General features: G+C 70.3%; 38 protein-coding genes and 2 tRNA genes. 39 read left to right on the top strand and 1 reads right to left on the bottom strand.

From position 1 onward, the window contains the following. Positions 1 to 37 precede the first annotated feature (37 nt). The 31 genes from ACIBA9_RS08755 (at position 38) to ACIBA9_RS08605 (ending at position 15,914) form a co-directional block, all read left to right on the top strand. Entirely contained in the window at positions 38 to 1,201 is a 1,164-nt protein-coding gene (locus ACIBA9_RS08755) for a hypothetical protein (RefSeq protein WP_399361002.1), read from the top strand. Beyond that, complete coding sequence (locus tag ACIBA9_RS08750) at positions 1,198 to 1,509, top strand: hypothetical protein (protein WP_399361000.1); 312 nt, start codon at positions 1,198 to 1,200, stop codon at positions 1,507 to 1,509. The genes ACIBA9_RS08755 and ACIBA9_RS08750 overlap by 4 nt, the downstream gene beginning before the upstream one ends. A 17-nt stretch (positions 1,510 to 1,526) precedes the next feature. Next, positions 1,527 to 1,943: a hypothetical protein gene (locus ACIBA9_RS08745; RefSeq protein ID WP_399360998.1), complete on the top strand. Its 417-nt coding sequence runs from the start codon at positions 1,527 to 1,529 to the stop codon at positions 1,941 to 1,943. After that, positions 1,940 to 2,272, top strand: coding sequence for a hypothetical protein (locus tag ACIBA9_RS08740; RefSeq protein WP_399360996.1), 333 nt, complete (start codon positions 1,940 to 1,942; stop codon positions 2,270 to 2,272). The genes ACIBA9_RS08745 and ACIBA9_RS08740 overlap by 4 nt, the downstream gene beginning before the upstream one ends. A gap of 11 nt (positions 2,273 to 2,283) precedes the next feature. Then, positions 2,284 to 2,529: a hypothetical protein gene (locus tag ACIBA9_RS08735; RefSeq protein WP_399360994.1), complete on the top strand. Its 246-nt coding sequence runs from the start codon at positions 2,284 to 2,286 to the stop codon at positions 2,527 to 2,529. Beyond that, positions 2,526 to 3,707 (top strand): DUF5131 family protein, encoded by a 1,182-nt coding sequence (locus ACIBA9_RS08730; protein WP_399360992.1) that lies wholly within the window; start codon positions 2,526 to 2,528, stop codon positions 3,705 to 3,707. Before ACIBA9_RS08735 ends, ACIBA9_RS08730 begins: the two co-directional genes overlap by 4 nt. Before the next feature lie 2 nt (positions 3,708 to 3,709). Further along, positions 3,710 to 4,000 (top strand): hypothetical protein, encoded by a 291-nt coding sequence (locus ACIBA9_RS08725; RefSeq protein WP_399360990.1) that lies wholly within the window; start codon positions 3,710 to 3,712, stop codon positions 3,998 to 4,000. Further along, positions 3,997 to 4,242: a hypothetical protein gene (locus tag ACIBA9_RS08720; RefSeq protein ID WP_399360988.1), complete on the top strand. Its 246-nt coding sequence runs from the start codon at positions 3,997 to 3,999 to the stop codon at positions 4,240 to 4,242. The genes ACIBA9_RS08725 and ACIBA9_RS08720 overlap by 4 nt, the downstream gene beginning before the upstream one ends. Beyond that, positions 4,239 to 4,679 carry a hypothetical protein gene (locus tag ACIBA9_RS08715; RefSeq protein ID WP_399360986.1) on the top strand — a complete coding sequence of 147 codons (441 nt, stop codon included), beginning with the start codon at positions 4,239 to 4,241 and terminating at the stop codon, positions 4,677 to 4,679. Before ACIBA9_RS08720 ends, ACIBA9_RS08715 begins: the two co-directional genes overlap by 4 nt. A gap of 77 nt (positions 4,680 to 4,756) precedes the next feature. After that, entirely contained in the window at positions 4,757 to 5,512 is a 756-nt protein-coding gene (locus ACIBA9_RS08710; RefSeq protein WP_399360984.1) for a VWA domain-containing protein, read from the top strand. Positions 5,513 to 5,585: 73 nt separating this feature from the next. Further along, complete coding sequence (locus ACIBA9_RS08705) at positions 5,586 to 6,029, top strand: hypothetical protein (RefSeq protein ID WP_399360982.1); 444 nt, start codon at positions 5,586 to 5,588, stop codon at positions 6,027 to 6,029. Between the two features lie 3 nt (positions 6,030 to 6,032). Then, a complete protein-coding gene (locus tag ACIBA9_RS08700; protein WP_399360980.1) occupies positions 6,033 to 6,602 on the top strand; it encodes a hypothetical protein in 570 nt (189 codons plus the stop codon). 51 nt (positions 6,603 to 6,653) lie between these two features. Beyond that, positions 6,654 to 7,019 (top strand): HU family DNA-binding protein, encoded by a 366-nt coding sequence (locus ACIBA9_RS08695; protein ID WP_399360978.1) that lies wholly within the window; start codon positions 6,654 to 6,656, stop codon positions 7,017 to 7,019. A 3-nt stretch (positions 7,020 to 7,022) separates the two neighbouring features. Then, positions 7,023 to 7,730: a WhiB family transcriptional regulator gene (locus ACIBA9_RS08690; RefSeq protein ID WP_399360976.1), complete on the top strand. Its 708-nt coding sequence runs from the start codon at positions 7,023 to 7,025 to the stop codon at positions 7,728 to 7,730. A 205-nt stretch (positions 7,731 to 7,935) separates the two neighbouring features. Then, entirely contained in the window at positions 7,936 to 8,178 is a 243-nt protein-coding gene (locus tag ACIBA9_RS08685; protein WP_399360974.1) for a hypothetical protein, read from the top strand. Further along, entirely contained in the window at positions 8,175 to 8,402 is a 228-nt protein-coding gene (locus ACIBA9_RS08680; protein ID WP_399360971.1) for a hypothetical protein, read from the top strand. Before ACIBA9_RS08685 ends, ACIBA9_RS08680 begins: the two co-directional genes overlap by 4 nt. 10 nt (positions 8,403 to 8,412) lie before the next feature. Then, entirely contained in the window at positions 8,413 to 8,583 is a 171-nt protein-coding gene (locus ACIBA9_RS08675; RefSeq protein ID WP_399360969.1) for a hypothetical protein, read from the top strand. Further along, positions 8,580 to 10,085, top strand: a complete 1,506-nt coding sequence (locus ACIBA9_RS08670; RefSeq protein ID WP_399360967.1) for a glycosyltransferase family 2 protein — start codon at positions 8,580 to 8,582, stop codon at positions 10,083 to 10,085. Before ACIBA9_RS08675 ends, ACIBA9_RS08670 begins: the two co-directional genes overlap by 4 nt. Beyond that, positions 10,085 to 10,345 carry a DUF3310 domain-containing protein gene (locus ACIBA9_RS08665; protein ID WP_399360965.1) on the top strand — a complete coding sequence of 87 codons (261 nt, stop codon included), beginning with the start codon at positions 10,085 to 10,087 and terminating at the stop codon, positions 10,343 to 10,345. Before ACIBA9_RS08670 ends, ACIBA9_RS08665 begins: the two co-directional genes overlap by 1 nt. Next, positions 10,342 to 11,481 (top strand): hypothetical protein, encoded by a 1,140-nt coding sequence (locus ACIBA9_RS08660; protein ID WP_399360963.1) that lies wholly within the window; start codon positions 10,342 to 10,344, stop codon positions 11,479 to 11,481. The genes ACIBA9_RS08665 and ACIBA9_RS08660 overlap by 4 nt, the downstream gene beginning before the upstream one ends. Before the next feature lies 1 nt (position 11,482). Then, complete coding sequence (locus tag ACIBA9_RS08655; RefSeq protein ID WP_399360961.1) at positions 11,483 to 11,749, top strand: hypothetical protein; 267 nt, start codon at positions 11,483 to 11,485, stop codon at positions 11,747 to 11,749. Next, on the top strand, positions 11,749 to 12,063 hold the full coding sequence (locus ACIBA9_RS08650) for a hypothetical protein (RefSeq protein WP_399360959.1): 315 nt from the start codon (positions 11,749 to 11,751) through the stop codon (positions 12,061 to 12,063). Before ACIBA9_RS08655 ends, ACIBA9_RS08650 begins: the two co-directional genes overlap by 1 nt. Further along, positions 12,060 to 12,431 carry a hypothetical protein gene (locus ACIBA9_RS08645; RefSeq protein ID WP_399360957.1) on the top strand — a complete coding sequence of 124 codons (372 nt, stop codon included), beginning with the start codon at positions 12,060 to 12,062 and terminating at the stop codon, positions 12,429 to 12,431. Before ACIBA9_RS08650 ends, ACIBA9_RS08645 begins: the two co-directional genes overlap by 4 nt. Further along, a complete protein-coding gene (locus ACIBA9_RS08640; protein WP_399360955.1) occupies positions 12,431 to 12,811 on the top strand; it encodes a hypothetical protein in 381 nt (126 codons plus the stop codon). Before ACIBA9_RS08645 ends, ACIBA9_RS08640 begins: the two co-directional genes overlap by 1 nt. Further along, positions 12,811 to 13,071 (top strand): hypothetical protein, encoded by a 261-nt coding sequence (locus ACIBA9_RS08635; RefSeq protein ID WP_399360953.1) that lies wholly within the window; start codon positions 12,811 to 12,813, stop codon positions 13,069 to 13,071. Before ACIBA9_RS08640 ends, ACIBA9_RS08635 begins: the two co-directional genes overlap by 1 nt. Continuing rightward, positions 13,064 to 13,450: a hypothetical protein gene (locus tag ACIBA9_RS08630; protein ID WP_399360952.1), complete on the top strand. Its 387-nt coding sequence runs from the start codon at positions 13,064 to 13,066 to the stop codon at positions 13,448 to 13,450. The genes ACIBA9_RS08635 and ACIBA9_RS08630 overlap by 8 nt, the downstream gene beginning before the upstream one ends. A gap of 1 nt (position 13,451) precedes the next feature. Further along, entirely contained in the window at positions 13,452 to 13,622 is a 171-nt protein-coding gene (locus tag ACIBA9_RS08625) for a hypothetical protein (RefSeq protein WP_399360950.1), read from the top strand. Continuing rightward, positions 13,622 to 14,089 (top strand): hypothetical protein, encoded by a 468-nt coding sequence (locus ACIBA9_RS08620; RefSeq protein ID WP_399360948.1) that lies wholly within the window; start codon positions 13,622 to 13,624, stop codon positions 14,087 to 14,089. Before ACIBA9_RS08625 ends, ACIBA9_RS08620 begins: the two co-directional genes overlap by 1 nt. Beyond that, positions 14,082 to 14,591 (top strand): hypothetical protein, encoded by a 510-nt coding sequence (locus ACIBA9_RS08615; protein ID WP_399360946.1) that lies wholly within the window; start codon positions 14,082 to 14,084, stop codon positions 14,589 to 14,591. The genes ACIBA9_RS08620 and ACIBA9_RS08615 overlap by 8 nt, the downstream gene beginning before the upstream one ends. Beyond that, entirely contained in the window at positions 14,588 to 15,361 is a 774-nt protein-coding gene (locus tag ACIBA9_RS08610; protein WP_399360944.1) for a hypothetical protein, read from the top strand. The genes ACIBA9_RS08615 and ACIBA9_RS08610 overlap by 4 nt, the downstream gene beginning before the upstream one ends. Next, positions 15,348 to 15,914, top strand: coding sequence for a hypothetical protein (locus ACIBA9_RS08605; protein ID WP_399360942.1), 567 nt, complete (start codon positions 15,348 to 15,350; stop codon positions 15,912 to 15,914). Before ACIBA9_RS08610 ends, ACIBA9_RS08605 begins: the two co-directional genes overlap by 14 nt. Before the next feature lie 11 nt (positions 15,915 to 15,925). Here ACIBA9_RS08605 and ACIBA9_RS08600 read toward each other — a convergent pair whose 3' ends face one another. Then, a complete protein-coding gene (locus ACIBA9_RS08600) occupies positions 15,926 to 16,201 on the bottom strand; it encodes a hypothetical protein (protein ID WP_399360940.1) in 276 nt (91 codons plus the stop codon). Between the two features lie 162 nt (positions 16,202 to 16,363). Between ACIBA9_RS08600 and ACIBA9_RS08595 the strand changes: the two genes are divergently transcribed. The 8 genes from ACIBA9_RS08595 to ACIBA9_RS08560 all read left to right on the top strand — a co-directional run bounded on the left by ACIBA9_RS08595 (position 16,364) and on the right by ACIBA9_RS08560 (position 20,088). Next, entirely contained in the window at positions 16,364 to 16,723 is a 360-nt protein-coding gene (locus ACIBA9_RS08595; protein WP_399360938.1) for a hypothetical protein, read from the top strand. A 25-nt stretch (positions 16,724 to 16,748) separates the two neighbouring features. Further along, positions 16,749 to 16,994 (top strand): hypothetical protein, encoded by a 246-nt coding sequence (locus tag ACIBA9_RS08590; RefSeq protein WP_399360936.1) that lies wholly within the window; start codon positions 16,749 to 16,751, stop codon positions 16,992 to 16,994. A gap of 49 nt (positions 16,995 to 17,043) precedes the next feature. Continuing rightward, positions 17,044 to 17,118 (top strand) — tRNA-Leu (locus ACIBA9_RS08585). Positions 17,119 to 17,149: 31 nt separating this feature from the next. Beyond that, positions 17,150 to 18,355 (top strand): DUF932 domain-containing protein, encoded by a 1,206-nt coding sequence (locus ACIBA9_RS08580; protein ID WP_399360934.1) that lies wholly within the window; start codon positions 17,150 to 17,152, stop codon positions 18,353 to 18,355. Between the two features lie 97 nt (positions 18,356 to 18,452). Continuing rightward, positions 18,453 to 18,525: transfer RNA gene (locus ACIBA9_RS08575), tRNA-Ile, on the top strand. A 32-nt stretch (positions 18,526 to 18,557) separates the two neighbouring features. Further along, positions 18,558 to 18,986, top strand: a complete 429-nt coding sequence (locus tag ACIBA9_RS08570) for a hypothetical protein (RefSeq protein ID WP_399360932.1) — start codon at positions 18,558 to 18,560, stop codon at positions 18,984 to 18,986. A gap of 95 nt (positions 18,987 to 19,081) precedes the next feature. After that, positions 19,082 to 19,714, top strand: a complete 633-nt coding sequence (locus ACIBA9_RS08565) for a hypothetical protein (protein ID WP_399360930.1) — start codon at positions 19,082 to 19,084, stop codon at positions 19,712 to 19,714. After that, a complete protein-coding gene (locus tag ACIBA9_RS08560) occupies positions 19,711 to 20,088 on the top strand; it encodes a hypothetical protein (RefSeq protein ID WP_399360928.1) in 378 nt (125 codons plus the stop codon). The genes ACIBA9_RS08565 and ACIBA9_RS08560 overlap by 4 nt, the downstream gene beginning before the upstream one ends. Position 20,089: the final 1 nt, after the last annotated feature.

The following is a 20,089-nucleotide window of genomic DNA, read 5'->3' as shown; positions in this document are numbered from 1 at the left end:
GACCGACCCCGCCTGATCCCGAAGGGAGGTGACCCCCATGCCTCAGCGAGTCCGTGTACCGCTGCGCATCCTCGTCGGCTACTACGCCGATGCCGCGCTGCCCGTGTACGTGAAGGTCGCCGCCCTTTCCCGGCGCGAGACCGGCTGCGAGGCCGGGGTCGCCTACCTGGCCGGGCTACTCGGCCTGTCCCGGTCCACCGTCGAACGGGCCCTGACCGAACTGATGCGGCCGGCCCCGGACGACGACATCGCCGAGGTCACCAGCTACCGACGCACCCACCGCGGCGGGCGCGGACATACCGCCGTACGCCGCATCCGGGTCCCTTCCCGGGCCGAGCACGGCGCCTGGGTGCCAACCCGGGCCGCCGAGGCGCTCAGCCCCCGCCAACTGCGTGCGTACGCCGCTCTCGCCTACGCCACGGCGACCGGACACCACATGAGCCTGACCGACCTCGGCCGCGTGCTCCGGCACCGGTCCGGCAAGCAGGCTGGCGAGCCTCTGGACTCGCGCTCGGTGCGCCGCATCCTGCGAGTCCTCGAGGACCTGGGCTGGATCAGCGTCGACCGGCGGGCCGGATATCGCGGCCGTCACGTCTACACCGTGCACGACGAACCACTCCAGGGCCCGCTGAGTGCGGATCTTGATGAGGGATCGGGTGGGGATCTTGGCGGGGGATCCCTCGCGTATGAGGAAGACCACCTGACTGACTCACCCGATGATCCGCCGACTGCCGCCGTGGACATCCGCCGTAGGCGAGAGCAGGTAGTAGCGCGAGAGCCTGTGGAAAACCCCGCGCTCCCGCCGACGTTCCGCCGCGCGTACGCGGGACCGCAGCTGAGTCTCGCTCCGCGGATCTGGCGAGTCCTCGAACCTGTGAAGCCGCTGCTGGCCGGGCTGTCGCCATACGTGGTCCGGCAGGCTGCGCGGGACATCGGCCGCCAGCTCAATCAGGGCGCGGACGGTGAAGTACTGCGGGCTCGCCTGGAGTTCCGGTATGCGTCCACCGAGGACATCCGTGACGCGGGACGGTGGCTGCTTGGTGCCGCTCTCAAGCCTCCCGCGCGGCGCGCGTCGAGCTGCGGCCTCGCCGACTGCGACGACGGCGTCATGCGGTGGACCGGAGCCCCGTGCAAGGCCTGCACGGAGATACCCGCGCACCCGCTGAGTACGGCCACCGCGCCACCCCGGAGGCCGACATGAACGACCTCCCACGCCCGGCCACCATGCAGCTGCTCGCCCTGGCCGCCACCTGCCGCCCGGACTGGTCCGTCGACCAGCTCCGCGACGTCCTCGCCCAGGCCCGCACGGCAGGCATGGCTTGGGGGCGCGTCCTGGTCACGGTCACCCAGTTGATCGCCGACCCCGACGCCGAGCCCCCCGACCTTCTCGCCGCGCGACCGGACGCCTGGCGCCACCGGCGGCGACCGCCCGGACCCGACACCGCCCACCGAGGGGCCGCCGCCGCCCGCGCGGCCCTGCACAACACCGACATCAACAGCACCACTTGACCCGAGAGGAGACGGCGATGACCGCAACGATGCACATCGGCCGTCGCATCACCCCGAACCGCCCGCGCGCCAGCTTCCGTGAACGCTGGGACGCCTTCGCTCTGCGGCACTTCCGCCGCGTCCAGGCCGTCTTCTTCGCGCAGCTGCACGACACACTGCCCTTGGACGACCCCGACCGTTACGCCCTGGAAGCGCCGACCCTGGAGGCCGCCTTCGTGCGGCTGGCCGCCGAGCACCCCAACGCGGTCACCCCGGCCGACGGCGGCCAGGCCGCCCGCGACGCCGACCGCGAGATCCTGCTGCTCGCCGCCTGCGACAGCTGGTTCCGCGACGTCCACGGCCCCGAGTACCGGTGGGGTCCGCGCACCTCCGCCCAGTACAACCGGCTGCTCGGCGACGTCAGCAGCTGCTTCCACGCGGACGGCGAGCGATGAGCGCGCCTCGGCCCCACCATCTGACGGCCGGCCAGCGGACCCGCAGGAGGCTCGTCTCGGCGCTGAACGAGATCACTCGCAGCTCGGTGGCAGAGATCCGCATCACGCCAGCCCGCTACGGCGACGGCACCGTGTGGTGCGCCATGGCACTCACGGCAGGCCGGCGCGAAGTGCCACTGCCCGGCCATGCCCGCCAGGTCGCCTCCCTGATCCGCGAGGCCTTCCCACTCGCGGACTGGAGCAGGGCCCAGGACTACCACGTGACCAGCGGTGTACTGCGCGAGCACGTGACGCCGATGCCCGCCGCCCTGAACGGCGGCGAGCGGTGAGCGGCCACACCGTGAGGGCTCTCACCGACCACCAGCAGGCGGCCCGCCTGGCCCGACAGATGCCGGGCCAGTGGGTCCTTGCCGGCCTGTACAGCACCCGGGCCAGCGCTGTCTCCGCATCGCTTCAGGTGCGCACTGGCGAGCGGATCCCCGCCTACCGTCCCGCCGGTTCCTTCAGGGCGCGCACCGAGGTCACGCAGGACGGCGCCGACCTCTACGTCCGCTACGTCGACCACCCGAAGGGAGGGCTGGCGTGAGCACAACGAAGATCGAGTGGGCCGACCGGGTGTGGAACCCGGTCACCGGCTGCACCAAGGTCAGCCCTGGCTGCGACAACTGCTATGCCGAGAACATCGCGCACCGGTTCGCCGGGTCGAAGGCCTTCCCCGACGGCTTCAAGGTGACCCTGCACGATGACCGCCTTGACCAGCCGTACCGATGGAAGAAGCCCGGCCGGGTCTTCGTGAACTCGATGTCCGACCTCTTCCACGACAGCGTGCCGGACCAGTTCATCACCCGGATCTTCGACGTGATGGAAGCCGGGTTGAACCGTCGCCACACCTTCCTCGTCCTCACCAAGCGGCACGCCCGGATGCGGTCCTTCATGCAGGCCCGGCAGAGGGCCAAGCAGGAGTACGCGGCCAAGTTCGACCAGTGCCCGACCGAGGCTATGCGCAACAGCCCCGCAGCCCGAGACGCTCGGGCGCGCGCCGCGGGGCCGCCGGCCAACATCTGGCTCGGGGTGTCCGTTGAGAACCAGCGGTGGGCAGACATTCGGATCCCGGCCCTGCTGGAGACTCCGGCCGCTATTCGATTCCTCAGCTGCGAGCCGCTGCTAAGCCCGGTCAACTTGGTTGCGGCGGCGGGCCAGCGCGGATGCCACGGCGCGCACCACGGCGTCGGCACTGCGGGCTGCCCTCGATCGCCTCACCATCACCACGACGACCGCTGCACGCGGATCGACTGGGTCATCGTGGGCGGCGAATCCGGGCCCCGGGCCAGGCCCATGCACCCGCAGTCGGCGCGTGATCTGCGCGACGAATGCCAGCAGGCGGGCGTGCCGTTCTTCTTCAAGCAGTGGGGCGAGTACCTCAGTGCCCCGGTCGTGGACGATCCGGAGTACGCGGGAGGCCGGGCGTACGACAGCCCCCTCGGCGGCCGCCACTCCGCGACGATCCGCGAGCGCGGTACGGACTTCCGCGGTGGCTCCACTCGGCTCATGCGGCCCGGCGACCGTACCCGCCGCACCGTGATGCTCGACGCCGACACCATCGCCGTCCGCGTCGGCAAGAGCGCTGCCGGACGGCAGCTCGACGGCCGTACCCACGACGCATTCCCACGCGACGACGTCCGCGAGTCGCTCACCTCGGGCCTGACCGAGGACCTCGACGCCTTCTCCCGCCGCATCGACTCGACCACCAGCAGAGGCCACTGACCATGCACGACGCACCCCACCCGCTGGCCGGGCAGACCGTCACGGTTCAGCCCGCCGCCCCGCTCTTCACCTACTCGGGCACCGAGCAGCTTCAGATCCGGCTGGAGGACTGGCACGACCGGGTCTTCGGCCAGTCGTGGATGACCTACCAAGGTCACCCGGCATCGCTCGCCTACGCGATGCGATCGGCGGAAGGCAGTCTGCCCACCGACAACCAGGTCATCTACGGCAGGTGCGACCGAGGGTTCGGACACCTGGTGCACGTGAGCGAGATTCAGGACGGTGCCGAGTGACCGCCCCGAGCCTCATCCGCCGCTGGCGGCACCGCCTCAGCGACGCGCAGGCCAACCGGCTCCGCGTCCAACTTGCCACCTCGGAAGCCCGCAACCGCAGCTTGGAGCGGCGCCTGGCCGACCTCCAGGCCGCGAACGAGGCAGCCGACCGAGAACTGCGCGAGCGCACCGGCCCAGCGCGTTTCGACCCGGAGCAGCCCTTCGGCAGCCTTCCGCAGGCACCCGTCGAGGGGGCAGCGTGATCGCCTACCTGTTCCTCGGTGTCAGCGGTCTCGGCGCCGGTGCCGTGGTCGTGGCCGTCCGCTACGGCTACGGCCCGATCGAGGCCGCGCGAAAGGCCTTCGAAGGCAGCGGCGCCCGCAGGATCACCAGTCGCCAGCTGCGGGACGAACTTCGCCAGGCCCGCCACCAGCTGGCCGGTGCCGGGCAGTACATCGCCGGCCTGGAGGTGGACCGCGGTGAGCTGTCCGCCCTGCTGGAGCAGGCCGAGGGTCGGCACCTCCAGGAGACCGCGGGTCTGAGGCGGCAGATCACCGAACTCCGCGCCGCTCTCGACAACGCTCACGCGATGCGGTCGCTGCATCTGGGGCCGTCCCCGGCCGACGACGCAAGCGCGCTACCCGACGGCGTGCAGGAGTTCGCCGACCAGACCGCCACCGCCTGGCGCGCGAGCGCCTGACCCGAGCCACCGCCCGCCGCCGCGGATGTCACCGGCCCCGACGGCGGGCGGTACCACCACCGCAAGGAGAAGTACCCGTGTTCGATCGCTTCAAGAAGTCCTCGACCACCCCGGCAGAGCCCGCGGTCGCCCAGGCGCCGGCCACGGTCGGTGTCCCGGCCGGACTCGTCTCGCTCGTGAAGACCGCCGGCGTCTCGCTGGCCAAGGCGGGCGTGCCCGCTGGACAGCGGGCCGCCGTGTATCTGGTCATCGACCGCTCGTACTCGATGAAGGACTACTTCAGCAGCAGCGCCGTACAGAACCTCGCCGACCAGGCCCTGGGTCTGTCCGCGAACCTCGACGACGACGGCACCGTGCCCATGGTGTTCTTCGACAGCCGCCCCTACCCGCTGGTGGACATCAGCCTTGATCGCTACCAGGGCGTCGTGGACTACCAACACCGGCTGCACGGCGGCGAAGCCACGATGGGCGGTACCCAGTACGCAATCGCGATGACCATGGTCATCGAGCACTACATGCACAGCGGCGCCACGGACCCGGCCCTGGTCATCTTCCAAACCGACGGCGACCCCCAGGACAAGGACGCCGCCCGACTCCAGCTCGCCCAGGCGTCGAAGCTGCCGATCTTCTGGTCGTTCGTCGGGTTCGGCCGGTCCGAGGTCGGCTTCCTTCGACAGCTCAAGCAGATGGGCGGCCGCCTCGTCGACAACGCCTCGTACTTCCACGCCGGGGCCAACCCGTCCGGACTGCCCGACAGCGCGCTCTACGACGGCATCACCCGCGACTTCGGTACGTGGCTGACCGCAGCCCGGCACAAGCGGCTCCTGCCATGAACGGCGTCCCCGTCTGCCACCGATGCAGGCGCGTCCACTGCATCTGCGGTTGACCCTCACGTAAGGAGAAGCCTTGCCCCGCATCACACGCCGCGACGTCGGCGACGCCGCCACCGGACTCGGCGCCGGCACCGTCCTCGTGATCGCCACCCTCACCGTCGCCCTGATCGTGGCTTCGCTCCTGTGGGCCTTCGGCGTCTTCACCTCCGGCGCCAAGGGCGCCGGCGACGTCCGCCGTGACCAGAACGGCGCGAAGAACCGCGAGCACTGGTCCGCCACGTTCAACGCCGAGTTCCAGCAGATCCAGGCCGACCAGGGCATCGTCGCCACCCTCAAGCACCAGGCCGACGCCGAAAGCGCCACCGGCCAGGACCAGGCCAACTACCTGGGCGCCCAGAACAACTGCCTCCAGGACGTCGCCCAGTACAACGCCGACGCCGCCTCGACCCTCGGCGCGCCCTGGGTGCCCGAGGGCCTGCCTGCACGCATCGACTCCGACTCCTACTGCGGGAGCTGACCCATGCCCACCACCTACCGTCGCCGCGCGGCCGCCGTCGCTCTGGCAGCCGCCCTGCTCGCGCTCGCCGGCTGCACCAGCGACAACAACGCCAGCAAGCAGCAGGCCAAGCAGAACGACCTCGCCGCCGGCACCGCCCAGAAGTTCAACCAGGCCGTGCCGTACCCGTACGCGAACGGGATGCCCTCCGACCCGCTGGAGCGCAAGAACCTGGCCCGGCGCCTCACCCAGTACAACTCCAAGGGCAACACCAACTACGTCTATGTGTTCGCGGGGATGACCGACAAGGTCATCGGCTACTACGTCATCCGCGGCAAGGTCTCCTCGACCAGCTCGCAGATGACCTCCACCCAGGTCAACGTCCACTGCGGCTACGGCGGCGACAACATCACCTGCACCAACAACGCCATCGGCGACGACGGCTCCTACGGCCCCGACGAGGGCGGCGAGGGCGGGGTGTTCTTCTTCACCACGAACGGGACGCTCGTCGAGACCGACCAGCCATTCCTGGTGAGCAGCCAGCCGATCAAGCTCTACGCCAGCGTCCCCCAGCTCGACGCCCCCAAGCACTGACACCGCGCGGGGCGGCGTCGCTGCCCCGCGCTCCAACTCCTGGAGCTTCGTATGCCGAACCAGCCCACCCGTATCACCGAGCGGCTGAACACCACCAAGCTGATCGAGGCGGTCGCCGCGGACCTCGGCACCACTCCGAGCGCCGTCCGCGACACGATCATGACCACCTTCGACGTCATCGCCCGTGCCAACGCGACCGGTCACGACGTGGCGATCACCAACTTCGTCACGTTCATCTCGCACCGCGTCAAGCGGGCCACGCGCCGCAACCCCCAGACCGGGGAGACGTTCACCTCAGCCGCCCACCAGGTCGTCCGACTGCGGGTCTCCGACCACCTCGCCGACGCCGTCCGCCGCCGCGACCGCAAGGTCACCATCCGCAAAGCCGCCAAGGGCAGCCGGAAGACCGCGGAGTGAGCCATGGCCTACACCGGATCAGTACCCGACACCGGGGGCCACCGCCTCGACTGGATGGCACACATGGCCTGCCGCACCGAGGACCCGGACACATTCTCCAACCAGGAGCACGAGCACAACGCGCGCCTCATCTGCGCCGTGCGCTGCCCCGTGCGCACCGCCTGCCTGGCCAACGTGAAGAACCTGGAGAACGGCCAGGCCGAGGTCCGCCGCGACGGAGTCGTCGCCGGACTCACCGCGCACGAACGCTGGCGTCTCGACGCCAGCGCCCCCGGCCACAGCGACAAGCCTGCCCTCGTCTTCACCGGGCCGGCCCCGGACTGCGGTACATACACCGCCCTGCTCCGGCACCTGTGGTTCGGGGAGCGCGTCGACTCCACATGCTGGAGCGCCGAAGTACGCCGCGAGCGCCTCAGCCAGGCCACAGGCGCCGCCAACAGGCGGTCCAGCACGAAGAGAAAGGTCATCGCGCCGAAGAAGAAGGCCGCCGCACCCCGCGTGGTTGCACCGACCCGGAGCACACAGGCGAGCAGCAAGCCCCGCCCGAAGTCCCGCGGTGAAACGCCACACGAGCGGCGGGTCTACAGCCTGTGGGCGTCCGGGCTGAGCGATATCGCCATCGCTCGCGCCATGGCCGTCAGCGTGCCATCCGTCCAGCGCGTGTGTGAGCGCCTCGGCCTCATCCCCAACGCAGCGGCCAGAGCGTCGTGACCGAGCAACCCGCCCGCTTCATCTGCCCGCACGGCGGTTGCGACGCCCACGGCTACTGCCCCTGCGCGGAAGACGAGCCAGACGAAGACGACCTCCGCACAGCCGACGACATCGCCGAAGGCCGAGCGGTCATCCTCCGAGGCCGCATCCGCGACATCGACACCCTCCCGCCCATCGACAACTACAACCCCACCCGAGGCACCCCATGTCCACCCTGAGCCTGATCGCGATCGGCATCGCCCTGGCCGCCGTCGCAGGCCTCTGCTTCGGCCTGGCCGACCACTGGTTCTGCACGCTGCTTGCCCTCGCGTGCCTGCTCGGCGGCCTCGACGCCGCCTACCGCGACCTGCGGCTGTGGGCGCTCTCCTTCCTCGTCAGCGGCGCCATGTGCGCCGGAGGCGCCACCTACTCGATCTACGCCGCCACCCGGCAGCGGAGGCAGCGATGACGCCGCTCCAGGTCCTCATCGTGGCCGCCGTCGGGGGCGCCATCGGCTCCTTCGGCCTGGCCCTGGTCGTGGTCTGCGCCCTCGGCATGCTCGCCGCGAGCGACGACCTGGCCGCCCGGGCCCGCTCGCGCCGCACCCGGCGCCGTGCCAGATCAGACGACCTCAGCACCTGCCGCGCCATCGGCGCGCTCGGCACGCACGACCCCGACCACCAGCAGCCCTGAAAGAGAACCCGTGTCCGACAACGCACAGCTCGCCCGCACCGGCACCGCCGGAGTCCTCGTCGTCGGCGGAGTCGCCGTCACCGGCTGGTGGCTGCTCGCCGCCGCCCTGGCCGTCGTCACCGTCGGCGCCATCTGCATCCGCCTCGGCTTCCGCCACGGCCGAGGGGCGGGAGAGCAGTGACCAGACCCCTGACCGCGCACCGGCACCGCTCCGGCGTCCTGCTCACCGGCGCGATATGCCTGACCGGCGCCGCAGGGTGGGCCGCCCAGCACGGCATAGCCGCCGCCCAGTACGGCGGCCCCACCAGTTCGCGGCTCGCCGCCGTCTGGGGCGTCACGTTCCTGCTGCTCATCACGCAGACCGTGATGTACCACTGGGAGCGTCCCCGGCGTACCACTCCGCGGTCCCGCCGGCAGCTCGGCGCCCTGCATGTCGCCATCCTGCTGCCCGTCTACAACGAGGACCCCGGCTACCTGCGGCTCGGCCTGGAGAGCATCCTCGCCCAGACCCGCCGCCCCGACTCCGTGCACGTCGTCGATGACGGCTCGTCCAGCGGCGACTACAGCGCCGTCCGCTCCTGGTGGACGAAGGCGGCGGCCGCGGCGGACATCGTCACCACGTGGCAGCGAACCGACAACCAGGGCAAGCGCCACGCTCAGGCCGCCGCCGTCACAGCGAGCCCGCAAGCGGACGTGTACGTCACCGTCGACTCCGACTCCAGCCTCGCCCCGAACGCTCTGGAGGAGCTGCTGCTCCCCTTCGCGCAGGCCCGGGTCCAGTCCGTCGCCGGGGTCGTCCTCGCCACCAACCACCGTGCGAACCTCCTGACCCGCATCACCGACCTGTGGTTCACGACTGGGCAGCTCACCGATCGCTCCGCACTGTCCGCGATGGGCGCCGTCCTCGTGAACTCCGGACCGCTGGCCGCCTACCGGGCCGCCATCATCCGGGAGAACCTCGACGGCTACCTGAACGAGCGCTTCATGGGCCGCCCGGTCATGTTCTCCGACGACTCCCTACTCACCCTGTACGCGCTGCTCGGCGGCCGCACGGTGCAACAGCCGACCGCGATCGTCTTCACCGCCCTTCCGGAGCGGCCATCCCACTTCCTACGCATGTACCTGCGCTGGATGCGCGGCTCCACCATCCGCTCCGTGTGGCGGTTCCGGTACCTGCCGCTGACCAGCTGGGCGTACTGGGCCCACCTGCTGCGCTGGTTCCAGGTCGCCCTGTCCACCGCCGTCCTCGGGTGGCTCTTGGTCGTCGAGCCCGCCGCGTACGGTCACACCCCGCCCGCCAGCTTCCTGGTCGTGCCGTTCCTGATCGGCTGGGCGCAGGGTCTGCGGTATCTGTCCATTGCCCGGGACGACGAGGCCTTCGGCGGCCGGCTCGTCACCTGGCTGCTCATGCCTCTCGCGGTGGTCGCCGGCTGGACCGTCCTGCGCGCCATGCGCTGGTACGGCATGGCCACCTGCGCCCGCACAGGCTGGGGCACCCGCCAGAACGGCGCCGAGGTCGCCCTCATGGAGCCGGCTGCCGTGAGCCCACCCGCCGGCCTGCTGGACGACGACACCGTGCAGATCCCCGTCGCGAAGCTGCTCGACCCCGAGACGGAGACGACCCTCACCGTGCCCATCCCGCGCCAGCGCACGAGCTCGCTCCAGCCGGAAGGAATCGCCTGATGGCCGATGAGAAGACCGTGAAAGCCGCCAGCACGCCGCTGGCGCCAGGGCCCAAGGACTGGACACCGGACCACTACCGCGGCACCGGAATGCAGCCCTTCGACGTGATCAACGCCTTCAGCCTGGACTTCTACGAGGGCAACGCCCTGAAATACCTGCTCCGCTGGCGGAAGAAGAACGGCATCGAGGACCTCTGCAAGGCCCGCACCTACATCCAGCTCCTGATCGACCGTGCCGAAGCAGGGGAGTACAACCGATGAGCGAACCGAGCTTCCCGCGGACCTTCGTCGCCCAGCGCGACGAGGACGTGTCCGGCATCTCCGGTGAGGGTGTCATCGCCGAGGGCGTGCAGTTCTCCGACGGCTGGGTCGTCACCCACTGGCTCGACCAGCCGCCGATGCACGAGCCGAAGACCGACGTCTGGCACAACAAGGGCTCGGCACCCTTCGAAAAGATCCACGGCCACGGCGGCGCCACCCGCATCCTGTGGGCCGACGAGGTAACCGCTGCTCGCCAGCAGCTGGCCGCCGACATCGTCGAGGCCTTCGACGTGCCCGGCTGGATGGCGGGCCCCGGCGCCGAACGAGAGGTCCTCCGCCGGCGGATCGAGCGGGCGATCAACTTCGCTCGAGACGAGCACCTTTGCCTGGTCGACGTCCCCCAGGAGGCCGTCGACGCTGTGATGCTGGTTGTTGGACAGCTTCAGCGAGAGCGGGATCGCGCGCGCCGGGCGGCCGGGCGGGCCTACCAGCTGGCAGACCGCTGGCAGGCCGCGCATGGCGCGTCGATGTTCCTCGTGCGGGCCGCCGGCGCCGAGCTGCGCGACGAACTGGACGACTCCGCAGCCGCAGACGCAGAAGTCGTCCACTCGGAGGCGAACGCGCAGGCCAGAGATCTGTCAGGGGTGGACGACGTGGCGGCCGCCGAGTGCTCGGCGCTATACACCCGCTTCAGCAACGACAAGCGCCAGTGCATCCGAGCTGCGCAGCACCGCGGCGACCACATCGACGAGCACGGCTTCCACTGGTCCGACACCGTGGCCGTGTACCCCGTCATCGACGACCAGTTGCCGCCCCCCGAGGGACCGGAGTACACGCCCTGCGCGTGCGGGCACATCGACCCTGAACATAGCGATGCCCTGTTCCGCCATTGTCTGAAGTGCGGCTGCCTCAGGTACCGCATCGAGCCGCCCGAGCAAGGCTCGTTGGGCGCCAACGACACGCAGGCTTGCCCCTACTGCTCTGGTGCTCCGCAGTTCCCTCGCAGCGAACTGGCCGCCCATGTCGAGAATCAGCACGCCCGCGTCCTGACCGCGCTCGCCAGCGGCGTAAGCCTCGACGAGGTCCTGCACGATGCCGCGTCCGCGTGCCGCCTCTTGCACGAGCGGCAGGTGTGACGTGGCACGGCGCATCAGGGCCGCGATGGTCGAGGACTACCTCCGCGCGCAGGGCCACGAGTTCAGCGAGTTCGAGGGCGGTGACTGGGACCCGGGCGTACGTGTCGCCCAGGCCGGACGGCGCATGGTCACCGTCTTCTGGGACGGCCCGGGAGAGGCCGACCAGCTGAAGGGGATCGAGGCCGAGCTACGCAGCGGCGGCTTCCATGTCGTGCCCACGCAGCAGGACCGCAGCGGGCGCCGGCGGCTGGAGGTGTCACTGCCGTGATGGAGCGTCTTGTTATCGACTGCCACGAGCTGTTGGACAGGGTGATCGGCCAGCCCGACGGGCTCCGGTCCGTACAGCGCTGGCTCCGTCTGCACGGCATCGACCCGATCGACGTGCCGGTGGACTCCGAGATGGTCATCGAGCCCACCGCATTCGGGCCGGTCATTCGCTACACCGCCTACCTCCGCAACGACCAGGGCCACCGGTACGTCGATCCCGAAGCCCCCGAGTTCGCGGCCTCAGAGGATCGCACGGCGCTGCTCCGCATCGCCCCCGAACCGCAGTGGCTCAGCACTCAGGAAGGTGACCAGTGACCACTACCAACCCAGCCGAGGAGTTGCGCGCGGCCGCGGCCCGGCTCCGCGACGATCGGAACTGCGATGGCTTCCTCGTCGACTGCAACAGTCGCGAACTGCTGGAGATGATCCGGGTCCTGCTGGGCGCTCGTGAGCCGTTGATCCGATGGTTGGAGGACGCAGCCGTCATCCACCTGCCCGACAGCGAGTGCGGCTACTGCGACAGCCGGCGGAACCTGTTCAACCTGCCGTGCCCCGCTCTCGCCGTGGCCCGCGCCATCAGTGGCCTCACCGACCCCGGACGCGGCCGGTCCGGCCACATCGAGGACCGGCTCAGCGGCGCCTCCATCTACGAGCGCCTGATGCGTGCGAGCGGAGAAAGCTGATGCAACCCGTCTTCACCCGCGGCTTCCGCCTTCACCTGTCCGACAGTCAGTACCTCGACGGCGCAGAGTTCCCCTCCGGCCGCGTGTTCGTCCTCGATGACCCCGAGTACGGCTTCGCCACGGTCGCCACGTCGCTGGAACACCTGCTGGAGGGCTACCACGGCGCGACCGTGGAGTGGCCGGCGGTACCCGTCGAGGCACATCCGGCGCGCGAGGCATGGCGAGTCGAGTACCGCCACGCCGACGTCTGGCTGCCCGTGCGACCCACCTCCGACCGGCAGCGGGCCGCCGACGACCTGACCAGACGTAGGCAGCGTCACCCCGAATTCGAGTTCCGCCTGGTCCACGTGACCACCAACTACACCGTTGAGGAGTCCTGATGGGCGCCGAGCACCACGTCATCACGATCGACCGGCATGTGTGGCAGATGAAGGGGCCGGCCCACCACACCGAGGTCGACAAGGCCATGGCCGTCGCCAACCAGCAGCGCAGCCAGCTCGCCGCAGGCGGCATGTGGACGGGTGATGTCTACGTGTCCGCCGACGACGAGCACGTCATCGTCACCTTCGACGCCCGACGCGCCGAGGCCGACGCACGCACGAGCGCTGCTCCGACCGACACGGAGGCCACCGATGCCTGACCTGCCCTTCACTCCTCCGAGTACGAGCCCGCAGCCCTTCGACCTGGACAAGGTCAACACGGCCCTCGCCGACGCGGTCCTCGGGATGGTCCGAATGATGATCCGGGAACCCGGCACAACCCCCAGCCCGGCCGAGGCCAAGGCTGTCATGGAGAGCGTGCGTCAGGGGCTGATGGCCGGCAGCCAGGCCTGCGCCGAGATCACGCGCGTGCGCACCGATCTGGCCGCGCTCCGCGACAGCCACCGCCCCCAGCCCCACGCCGACCCCACGAAACCCGGCGCGCTGTGCTCGGCCTGCTCCGTCCAAGGCTCGATCATCACCTGGCCATGCGGCACCTGGTCGACGGCCGAGCGGATCCTGAACCACGGGAAGGCCTGACGTGCCCGACGACTTCGAGCCTTGCGACTCGCCGGTCACCGAACTCGCGGCTCAGGCTGCCCTGCATCACGAAGTATTCCTCGCATGGATCGAGGCCGGCTTCACCGAGAAGCAGGCCCTGGAACTCCTCAAGGCGCTGATTACCGCCTCCCGTTCCGAGGGAGGCGAGTAGTGCTCAACGAAGAGCGGGTCACGCTCGCCTTCAAGCAGTACGCAATGCAGTTCGCGGTCGCCGAGGAGCTGCTCCTGGACCTCGACGTCTCAGTACAGCGAGAGGTCCTCTTCCGGCAGTTCCTCTTCCAGTTGCGGACCAGGATCCTCGCCGACGACCTGCCGCCTCAGCGCCTTACCCAGCGCACTCGCGTGCCGTACGAGGTGCCGGCGTCCACCTGGCAGATGTGGAAGGCACGTCACGCCCGCCGCTGGTACGCCCGGCGGCTCGTGGCCCGTTGGCCGGTCCGCTATGAGCCGGACCCGGACGGCCGCGGCACGGAGGCCGTCTGCACCTTCGACCTGGAGCGGTACCGCATCTACCCGCGCGCCCGGGTGGAGCTGCCGCGAGACCGCTTCGGCATGGAAGTGCTGGCCCACGGCATCCGCAACATCCGCTGGAGCGCAGGGGAGGGCACCGATGCCTGACGGGATATGCACGATCCAGTCGACCCTGGACGATGACGGCCAGCCGGCCTGCCTGATGCGGTGGGGGAGCACCGGCGGGGTCATCCCCGTCTTCGTCGTGCTGAACACGGCTCGCGAGCTGATGGCCGCCGCGAGCGCAGCCGAGACCGACATCGCCCTCATCGAGACGTTCCGGCAGGACTTCAATGCCGACGACGACACTCTCGGTGGCGTGCTCGGCATGGTCCGCGGGCGCCGGCCGATGCCCGAGGGCCGGTGCGCTCTCCGGATCGCCGCGGTCGCCGGCGCCAAGACCGGCAAGCCGTATGTGCACATCGGCCGGGGCTCCATGAAGGGCGCGCTGTCGCCCGACGAGGCGCGCGACATGGCCCTTCACTGGACGCAGGCCGCCCTCGCCGCCCAGCTGGACGTCAAGCTGCGCGACGCCCTCGCCACGTGGGATCGGCTCGACATCGTCGAGATCGAGGACCTGTTCACGCTGATGAGAGAGGGAACACGGTGAACAGCCTGAACAACCTGGCGGCAGAACTTCCAGTGGCGCACGGCTACTCGCTGCGCGACCTCCACAAACTGGCAGCCTCCAGCTGCTCCTACGACCGGTCGATGGCCTCCGACGCCACCACCCGCTACGACGTCGCCTGGTCCGCCATCGCCGAGGCCCTCTGCTCCGCGGCCGAGCCGCCCGAGTGGCACGATCTGTTCACCGTCGGCTGGCGCGCGATCTACGCCGAGGTCCGCGAGATGCGGCACCTGTTCGGGCAACGCGACAAGGACGGCACCAACGAGGTCGCCTCGTCGCAGCGGTTCCGGCAGTACTGGACCCTGCCGCCCGCACGCCCGGAGGAGGGCATCGCCGAACGCGTTGCCGTACCGCAGATCCTGGGCGTGCTCACGGAAACCGAGCGGGAGGCCGTCGTCGCGCTCGCTGTGCACGGCGACTACCAGGCCGCCGCGGACGCGCTCGGCATCAAGTACTCGACGCTGACGCAGCGCATGACCTCCGCCCGTCGCAGGTTCCGCGCTCACTGGTACGCGCCGGAGACCGCACCACCGGTGAAGGGTACGGACCGCCGGGTCGGCTCGCGCACCAAGCCGTTGGCGACGCACTGCCAGGGCGGTAAGGGGCCGCACGAGATGACCCCGGAGAACACCTACCGCCGACCGAACCCGAAGCCAGGCAGGCGCGGCGAACGCGTTTGCCGCGCCTGCGAGTCCGAGCGCGGCAAATCACGTTGGGCACGGAAGACGAGGGCGGCTCATGCAGACGCTTGACGGCTTGGTCGCCGACCTCATCAGCCGGTACACCGGCGACGAGCAGCACCCCGGCGACGACGGCCCCGGGCTCCTCCATCGGCTGGACACGCTCGGCCTCCGTACCCGGCAGCCAGCCGTCGGTGGCCACGCGCCACCGGGATCCCGACCGCCGACGTCACTGGAGGCCGTCTCGTGGTCGCAGCGCATTAAGAGCGAGGCTGTGCAGCTGGACGCCGAGCTGCGCGGTTCGCCGCACACGCAGCCCTGGTACCGGGCTCTGCCCGCGATTCCGCCGGGCGCCGAGAATGCTGGTCGTGAGCCGGAGGTACGGCAGTTGGTCAGCCGGTGGCACGGCACGGTGCTCACCGTGCTGGGCCTGCGCGGGCCCAGCGTGCACTTCCGGCACGCCCTCTGCCTGACGTGTGGGCAGCGGACCGTGTATGGCCGCGCGGACGATGACCGGCCGCGCGCCTGGTGCATCAACGATGCCTGTGAGGACGGCGAGACTGGGCAGCCGGCCCGCTACGAGGGAACCCGGCTGTACCTGCTGACGGCGAACCATGTCGGCTGATGTTGGGAGGGTCAGTCGCTTGAGTCGCTGACCTGGCCCCGGGTCGGCGGCCGCCGGCGCTCGACGCCGGCGGCCCTGGCCATGAGCCGGTACTTCTCCGGGTCGTAGCCGGTGAGACGGGCGAGGTCGCCGACGGTGGCCCCGCCCTCCCGCATCTCGCGGACGGCCATCTCCTGGAGCGGGCCGCGCAGTTCCCGGAGGGTGTCGTGAGCCCTCTTGATCCGGGCGAAAAGTTCGGCCGCATCGTCGGGCGGTTCGTAGTTGCTGCGGGCCATGGCGTTGATCATCGCATGTTCCGTAGGCCAGATACCCGGCCTGTCGTGCAGTGTCGTCATGTCAAAGACCCTCTCGGAATGTCTCGTACTTTCTTTGACTTACCCCTTCCATAGGCCGCATTCTCGGCCTATCCTGGAAGAGAAGCAAGGGACTCCGAACCGGGGAGGGAAGCCATGTCTGTGCTGGTCAGCCGCCGAATCACGGTCGCCGAATACCTCGTTCAGCGGGGTCTCCCGGCCGACTGGCGCTATGGCTCTCCGCTCGGCCGAGTCGCCGCCGAGATCTACCGGCAGAGCTACCGGCGTGAACCCGGCCGAGCCTTCCGGTGGATCAACGGCCGATTCCGCAAGGTCATGGCCTACCGGCCGGAAGAGACCCACGTTCTCAGGGCCGCGTGGGACCGATACGGCCGCACCGCCGGACACCGCCACATCCCCGCCGCACCGACAGTGCGTCCCCACCGGGCCACGTTCGTCAGCGGCGACGCCATGCGGTGGACGCCCGGCAACGGACCCGTCCGCAACCACCCGTAGCCCACCGATCGCCCGAGGGGGAGTCATGTCGGACACGCTGATCCGGTCACTCGATCTGATCGAGCCGGGAGACCTGGTCATCTACCACGGGTCCATCCGGTCCCTGCACGGTCTCTGGCTCGCCATCCCGTGCCCCTGCCAGATCTGCCGCGCGATGGACGTCCTCGGCCTGCCGGACGCCCGCTTCGCGCTCGGCGACCCCTGGGGCGAACGGCCCGGCCCGCACCACGTCCGCCGCGAATCCCTCACCCGCTCCGCCGCCTGCGGCTGAGCAACAGACCGGCGGCCGGGCTCATCCCCCCCCGGCCCGGCCGCCACCCGGACCCGTAGCTCAGCGGTCAGAGCAGGCGCCTTAAAACCGCCGGTCGTCGGTTCAACTCCGACCGGGCCCACCACGACAGACACCCACCATCCGAAGGGGTCACCGTGACCATCACCGACGTCAACACCGCGTTCGCCGACGAGAAGACCCACCAGATCGACGCCGCGCGAAGCCGCGAGCAGGCGTTCCAGGCCCGCATCGACCGGGGCGAGATCCGCCTCGTCGGTGGCGAGCAGTACGAGGTACTCACCGGCTGGGACCGGGGCGAGCGGTTCACCGTCTCCCGGAACGCACAGGGCGCCATCGACGCGATCCTCGCGAACCACGGCCTCGACTCCCGGGCGGACGGCACGATCGCCCTGTACGCGTCGTCCCCGGCCTGGCACGGCCTCGGTCAGATCATCCCCGGCGGCATCACCGACATCGACACGGTGCTCCGCGCGGGCGGTCTCGACTTCACCGTCACCACCGTCCCCGCCCTGTACCAGTGGGGCGGCGAACTCCGCGAGCACTCCGACCACTTCCACACGGTCCGGGAGGACAGCGGCGCCGCGCTCGGCGTCGTCGGCCGCCGATACGAGCCGATCCAGAACCGGCAGGGCTTCGAGTTCCTTCAGGAACTGGTCGGACGCTACGACGTGGTCTGGGAGTCCGCCGGAGTCATCAAGGGCGGTCGCCGGGTGTTCATCTCCATCCGGCTCCCCGAAACGGTCGCGATCGAGGCGGACGGCATCAACGACACGATCGTCCCGTACGTGGCCGTCATGAACGACCACACCGGGCAGGGCACCTTCCAGTGCGTCGTCACCCCGTGGCGCCCCGTCTGCGCCAACACCGAGCGGTTCGCCGTACGCGACGCACACACCCGCTGGGCCGTCCGCCACACCGCAGGCGCCGTCGACCAGATCAAGGAAGCCCGCCGCACCCTCGGTCTGTCCCTCGACTACTTCGAGAAGTACGCCGCCGAGGAGACCGCGCTCGCCCGGACGGACATGGCCGTCACCGACTTCCGCAAGGTCATCGCCGATCTGTGGCCCCTCGACGACGACGCCACCGACAGGACCAAGAACAACCACGCCGCACGGCTCGGCGCCCTCGACGACGTCTTCCGCACCGAGACCGAGCGCGTCGGCCGCACCGCCTACGCCGCCGAGCGGGCCATCACCGGCTACCTCGACCACGTCGCCCCACGCCGCCCCGGCAAGACCATGACCGAGGAGATGGCCCGCGCCACCGCCGCCCTCGAAGGCGCCGACGACGACATGAAGAACAAGGCCCACAAGCGGCTGATGCTGCTCACCCGGGCCTGACAGACCGGCGGCCGTAGCGATCTACCGCCGCCAGGGCCGCGCCCCGCGCTCCCGCCCCGCTCTGCGAGGCGCGGCCCACCCCACAACTCAATAACACGGTGCTGTAGCTCAGTTGGCAGAGCGCGGATCTTATAAGTCCTGGGTCGCGGGTTCGAGTCCCGCCAGCACCACTCCAACGCCTCTCCACGGTAATGGAGTTGCCATGACCGACACGGTCACGAAGTACCCCGCCACGCCCGCCGCCGTCGCGTCGGCAGTCCTCGACGCGATCGAAGCACAGCCCCACGCCTTCGACATGGAGGACTGGGTCTACTTCCCCGACGCTGGACAGCTGCCTCCGGACGCCGAGCCCGAATGTGGGACGACGCTGTGCGCCGCCGGATGGGCTGCCCGCGCGGCGGGCTGGACCATCGTCGCCCTCGACGACGACAGCAGGACGCAAGTCCTGGTGCGACAGCCCGATGGCACCGATGAGACGGTCACCGTGCGCACGTTCGCGCAGAAGGGCGAGGAGCGCCGCCTGATCGCCCAGGTTGGGGCAGAGGTCCTCGGTCTCAAGCCCGGCGAGACGTTCTTCTACGCCGACGCCTCCACGGCGCTGCACCGCCTCCGTGAGATCGCCGAGAGCTGACCGGCTAGACCGCCCGGGCGGCCGGACACGCGACCCGCGCTTCGGCGCGCTGGCGCGCGCTTCCCGCCGCCGGGGCCCCACCTGGAGATCCCACCATGCCGAAGCCCCGCCGCTCACGAGCGGTCCGACCGCCCGCGCGTGCCGCAGCCCTGCCGCGCCGCGGCGGCCTGGCCGTCCCGTGGATCACTGGTTGGTTCGACGGCCGCCCGTCCTTCGGGATCAACTTCCCGATCCGCCGAATCCAGTGCATCACGCACCGGGCCTGCCAGTTCTGCCGCCAGCCGCTCGGCCGCCGCATCGGGCTGGTCGTGCGCCCGGCGGACGCCGGCGTCGGCTACGTCGACGAGCCCGGCATGCACCCCGAGTGCCTGGACTACGCCGTCGCCGTCTGCCCGATGCTGAACGGCTCGATGGACCGGTACCGGACGACGCTGCCCGCCGCCGTGGCCGCCCTGGTCGCCGTGCAGGCATCGCGCGCCGGAAAGCCCGCCGAGGCGTACGAAGCCTGGTACATCACCCCGTCCGGCTACGAGATCGCCTACGGCCCCGACGGCGCCGTGCTCGGCATCCGCCTCGACGTGCCCGTGCTGATGAAGCGCCCCGTGCGCGCCGCAGCCCGGCCCCGCCTCACCGACGAACAGGCGGCGCTCCTGCGCCAGGTCCTCGACCTCGAAGCCGTACGCGCCGTCGAATCCCTACTCGAGATTCCAGGAGAGACACCCTCATGAGCACTACGCCGGGACACACCATGTCCAAGGCCGGTGACCTGGTTCGTGCCTTCAACCACGACACCATCAACACCGGCGACGGCTGGCAGTACCCGCCGCACGCGTACGACGCGATTGGATCCCTCGCTTACCTGGTGCGGATGCTGCCGCAGGCTATCGAGCAGTCCATGCGGCCCGTGCAGCGCACGCACGGAGAGGGCCGCGTCACCGTCGACGGGGGCGGCACCCCGGGCCATGCGGTCGAGCACCTGCGCACCGCCCTGGCCAATGCCGAGGCCGCCGCAAAGCTGCTCGGCGCCGCTCTGGACCATGCGCACGCCGCCGCAAGCCCGCTGGGCCTCAACACGCGCGGGCTGCCCGGCTTCGACGACTGAC

The organism is Streptomyces sp. NPDC051452 (assembly GCF_044454765.1).
Classification (GTDB): Bacteria; Actinomycetota; Actinomycetes; order Streptomycetales; family Streptomycetaceae; genus Streptomyces.
Note: the sequence above shows the minus strand (reverse complement) of the source record. Positions and strands in the feature narration are given on the sequence as shown.

What these genes read in the sequence shown, in the direction of transcription:
- ACIBA9_RS08755 (WP_399361002.1), top strand. Translation starts at nt 38, where the DNA reads ATGCCTCAGCGAGTCCGTGTACCGCTGCGCATCCTCGTCGGCTACTAC.
- ACIBA9_RS08750 (WP_399361000.1), top strand. Translation starts at nt 1,198, where the DNA reads ATGAACGACCTCCCACGCCCGGCCACCATGCAGCTGCTCGCCCTGGCC.
- ACIBA9_RS08745 (WP_399360998.1), top strand. Translation starts at nt 1,527, where the DNA reads ATGACCGCAACGATGCACATCGGCCGTCGCATCACCCCGAACCGCCCG.
- ACIBA9_RS08740 (WP_399360996.1), top strand. Translation starts at nt 1,940, where the DNA reads ATGAGCGCGCCTCGGCCCCACCATCTGACGGCCGGCCAGCGGACCCGC.
- ACIBA9_RS08725 (WP_399360990.1), top strand. Translation starts at nt 3,710, where the DNA reads ATGCACGACGCACCCCACCCGCTGGCCGGGCAGACCGTCACGGTTCAG.
- ACIBA9_RS08700 (WP_399360980.1), top strand. Translation starts at nt 6,033, where the DNA reads ATGCCCACCACCTACCGTCGCCGCGCGGCCGCCGTCGCTCTGGCAGCC.
- ACIBA9_RS08695 (WP_399360978.1), top strand. Translation starts at nt 6,654, where the DNA reads ATGCCGAACCAGCCCACCCGTATCACCGAGCGGCTGAACACCACCAAG.
- ACIBA9_RS08690 (WP_399360976.1), top strand. Translation starts at nt 7,023, where the DNA reads ATGGCCTACACCGGATCAGTACCCGACACCGGGGGCCACCGCCTCGAC.
- ACIBA9_RS08685 (WP_399360974.1), top strand. Translation starts at nt 7,936, where the DNA reads ATGTCCACCCTGAGCCTGATCGCGATCGGCATCGCCCTGGCCGCCGTC.
- ACIBA9_RS08680 (WP_399360971.1), top strand. Translation starts at nt 8,175, where the DNA reads ATGACGCCGCTCCAGGTCCTCATCGTGGCCGCCGTCGGGGGCGCCATC.
- ACIBA9_RS08665 (WP_399360965.1), top strand. Translation starts at nt 10,085, where the DNA reads ATGGCCGATGAGAAGACCGTGAAAGCCGCCAGCACGCCGCTGGCGCCA.
- ACIBA9_RS08660 (WP_399360963.1), top strand. Translation starts at nt 10,342, where the DNA reads ATGAGCGAACCGAGCTTCCCGCGGACCTTCGTCGCCCAGCGCGACGAG.
- ACIBA9_RS08650 (WP_399360959.1), top strand. Translation starts at nt 11,749, where the DNA reads ATGGAGCGTCTTGTTATCGACTGCCACGAGCTGTTGGACAGGGTGATC.
- ACIBA9_RS08640 (WP_399360955.1), top strand. Translation starts at nt 12,431, where the DNA reads ATGCAACCCGTCTTCACCCGCGGCTTCCGCCTTCACCTGTCCGACAGT.
- ACIBA9_RS08635 (WP_399360953.1), top strand. Translation starts at nt 12,811, where the DNA reads ATGGGCGCCGAGCACCACGTCATCACGATCGACCGGCATGTGTGGCAG.
- ACIBA9_RS08630 (WP_399360952.1), top strand. Translation starts at nt 13,064, where the DNA reads ATGCCTGACCTGCCCTTCACTCCTCCGAGTACGAGCCCGCAGCCCTTC.
- ACIBA9_RS08615 (WP_399360946.1), top strand. Translation starts at nt 14,082, where the DNA reads ATGCCTGACGGGATATGCACGATCCAGTCGACCCTGGACGATGACGGC.
- ACIBA9_RS08605 (WP_399360942.1), top strand. Translation starts at nt 15,348, where the DNA reads ATGCAGACGCTTGACGGCTTGGTCGCCGACCTCATCAGCCGGTACACC.
- ACIBA9_RS08600 (WP_399360940.1), bottom strand. Translation starts at nt 16,201, where the DNA reads ATGATCAACGCCATGGCCCGCAGCAACTACGAACCGCCCGACGATGCG.
- ACIBA9_RS08595 (WP_399360938.1), top strand. Translation starts at nt 16,364, where the DNA reads ATGTCTGTGCTGGTCAGCCGCCGAATCACGGTCGCCGAATACCTCGTT.
- ACIBA9_RS08590 (WP_399360936.1), top strand. Translation starts at nt 16,749, where the DNA reads ATGTCGGACACGCTGATCCGGTCACTCGATCTGATCGAGCCGGGAGAC.
- ACIBA9_RS08570 (WP_399360932.1), top strand. Translation starts at nt 18,558, where the DNA reads ATGACCGACACGGTCACGAAGTACCCCGCCACGCCCGCCGCCGTCGCG.
- ACIBA9_RS08565 (WP_399360930.1), top strand. Translation starts at nt 19,082, where the DNA reads ATGCCGAAGCCCCGCCGCTCACGAGCGGTCCGACCGCCCGCGCGTGCC.
- ACIBA9_RS08560 (WP_399360928.1), top strand. Translation starts at nt 19,711, where the DNA reads ATGAGCACTACGCCGGGACACACCATGTCCAAGGCCGGTGACCTGGTT.